Origin of the sequence: Endozoicomonas acroporae (assembly GCF_002864045.1) — a bacterium.
In the GTDB taxonomy this organism is placed as follows: domain Bacteria; phylum Pseudomonadota; class Gammaproteobacteria; order Pseudomonadales; family Endozoicomonadaceae; genus Endozoicomonas; species Endozoicomonas acroporae.
In genome coordinates this window covers 1-2,737 of the sequence record NZ_PJPV01000232.1, presented here as the reverse complement: position 1 = coordinate 2,737, position 2,737 = coordinate 1, and the positions used below count along the sequence as shown (strand labels likewise).

2 protein-coding genes are annotated in these 2,737 nt (G+C 48.6%); both read right to left on the bottom strand.

Features of this window, described 5'->3' with window-relative positions:
- Positions 1-2,161: DUF1601 domain-containing protein (locus tag CX664_RS24580; protein ID WP_146000320.1), on the bottom strand; the 2,161-nt coding region annotated here is incomplete at its 3' end.
- 231 nt (positions 2,162-2,392) lie between these two features.
- Positions 2,393-2,737, bottom strand: a 345-nt coding sequence (locus CX664_RS24570; protein ID WP_146000318.1) for an RAP domain-containing protein, incomplete at its 5' end; no start/stop codon positions are given.

The following is a 2,737-nucleotide window of genomic DNA, read 5'->3' as shown; positions in this document are numbered from 1 at the left end:
ATGGTTTCATTAAATCCTGATTCAAGAGCATGTTAACCGGAATTTCAATGACCTCAAATCCTGCTTTTTGCAACAGTGCGATTTTCAGCAGAGTCGAACCATTCCTGGTTTTGAAATCACCACCCACGAAATGTGACGGTCCCTGAATTTCAATCACCATGTTGTGATCTGGCAGTAGCAGGTCAACCGGAGGCAATGAGTTCAGACTCTTTTCTTCTTCAATCCTCAAAGATGGAATGCATGATTGGAGTTGATCGCGGAAGTCGACCTGGGTTTTTGAAATGTTTGTCTGGTAATGGAGGACGACTGGACACGTTCTGCCAAGCCAAATGGCGGCCAGGGCAATAATGGATTGTTCCTCTTCATTGTCTGGGAATGTATTTTCCAGGCGAGTAAACAGGTCATCCATGTGCTTTTCAAGCACGTTAATGTTATTGGTATTGGAGAACAGAGACAATCTGGCATAGCATACCATTATTCCCCAGAGAGACATCAATATGGCTTTCTGAGAGAGCTGAGGGTTTTCACTGATTCGGTAGACCAGCGACTCGAACGTGGATGTAACCACGTTCAACTCAACGAGCTCACCCAGTTTCGCCATGGCCCACAGCAAGTTGGCGATATGCTGAGGAATAAATTGGTCTTTGTTTGCGTTCACGTGGGGCAACAGCGCGGCCACGGCATCGTTGAGCCCTGGTGACCACTTCTGCCCGTTTTCCACCAGTTTCGCTATGGCCCACAGCAGGTTGGCAATTTCCTGAGGTTTAAAGTTAGCTTTCTGTGCGTTCACGAGGAGCAACAGTGCGGCCACGGCCTCTTTGAGTTCTGGTGTCTGCTCCTGCCCGTTGTCCACCAGTTTCGCTATGGCCCACAGCAGGTTGGCAATTTCCTGAGGTTTAAAGTTAGCTTTCTCTGGGTTCACTTGTGGCAACAGCACGGCCACGGCCTCTTTGAGTTCTGGTGTCTGCTCCTGCCCGTTGTCCACCAGTTTCGCCATGGCCCACAGCAGGTTGGCGATACCCTGTGGTGTAAAGTTAGCTTTCTGTGCGCTCACGTGGGGCAACAGTGCGGCCACGGCCTCGTTGAGTTCTGGTGTTTGCTCCTGCCCGTTGTCCACCAGTTTCGCCATGGCCCACAGAAGATTGGCGATTTCCTGTGGGTTAAAGTTAGCTTTCTGTGCGTTCACGTGGGGCAACAGTGCGGCCACAGCCTCTTTGAGCCCTGGTGTCAACTCATGCCTGTTATCCACCAGTTTCGCCATGGCCCACAGCAGATTGGCAATTTCCTGTGGTTTAAAGTTGGTTTTCTGTGCGTTCACGAGGAGTAACAGTGCGGCCACGGCCTCTTTGAGTTCTGGTGTCTGCTCCTGCCCGTTGTCCACCAGTTTTGCCATGGCCCACAGCAGGTTGGCGATATGCTGAGGAATAAATGGGTCTTTTTGTGCGTTCACGAGGGGCAACAGCGCGACCAAAGCCTTGTTGAGTTCTGGTGTCTGCTCCTGGCCGTTGTCCACCAGTTTTGCCATGGCCCACAGCAGGTTGGCGACACCCTGGGCATCAATATCCCTGGCTTGAGGTTTTTGGTTGCACTTGAATATTATTGCATCAAGTAGCGTTGACAGTAAGGCAGCTTGAGTACGCTTAACACGCTCCTCCATGGGGTTATGAGGGGTAAATACACCCGCTGAAGTCAATGAATGAAGTGTTGTCGTCAGGCTTCGCCAATTCCAGCTTTGCGTTGCTTTGAAATTTTGCAGCAATCGCATCAGCTGGCTTTGTTCCGCTCGATTTAACGGTCTTTTAGACGCTGATGTGTATTTTTTAATTGAACTGGCATATAGACCGTGATCTCTCCCATCATAGCGATGACCGAAACGATAAGATTTACTCACCAGGCCATCCATTATTTCCCGTTTGGTGAGAGCATTAAAATCTTGAGCAGGGTTTACTGAACGGTACTGTAGATATTGTGAAGGGCGTGTGAAACGAGAATGGTAAAATTCATTACGCCCCGGGGCAGTGCGGGAGGGGTTATGCCATTGTCTGACTGTGGCATTTCTATATCGTCCACGCCGTGAAGAAGTCGCCTGACCATTTGGTTGGTTGTAATCATTGCCTGATCTTGCGTATTGACCACTGATACCAGCAGAGCTTCTATCCATAACTATATTTCATTAATTCATGAGAATATAAAAAGCAGACTGCTGTTCTGTTCAGAAGTTCATTTTGCTGGAATGTTGATCAATGTGAGCAGTGGAAGAAGTTCATCTGCTCCTGATGCCAACCATCCGTTATCTTCAAAAAAACCGGGGCGAAATTCAGGGGCAACAGGTCTTCAACGCTGGTAGAACTTTCCTGGAATGTGAAACGGTTCCTGGGTCGAAGGGAGGGGATTACTGGCTGTTTGTTTTCTTCCTCTTTGCAGGTTTGTCGGTTTGCTCTTCTAAATGTTCTTCTGCGTTTAAGTAACCGTGATCTGAGGGTTGCCCGCCTTTATCAGCAGTAACGTATGCCGCATCTGCCCACCTTCTTTTAAGTGATACAGAGCCATGCTCCTGTGGCGGGAAGCCTATCCTGGCCTTTATTTGATCAATGTATGGTTTCATTAAATCCTGATTCAAGAGCATGTTAACCGGAATTTCAATGACCTCAAATCCTGCTTTTTGCAACAGTGCGATTTTCAGCAGAGTCGAACCATTCCTGGTTTTGAAATCACCACCCACGAAATGTGACGGTCC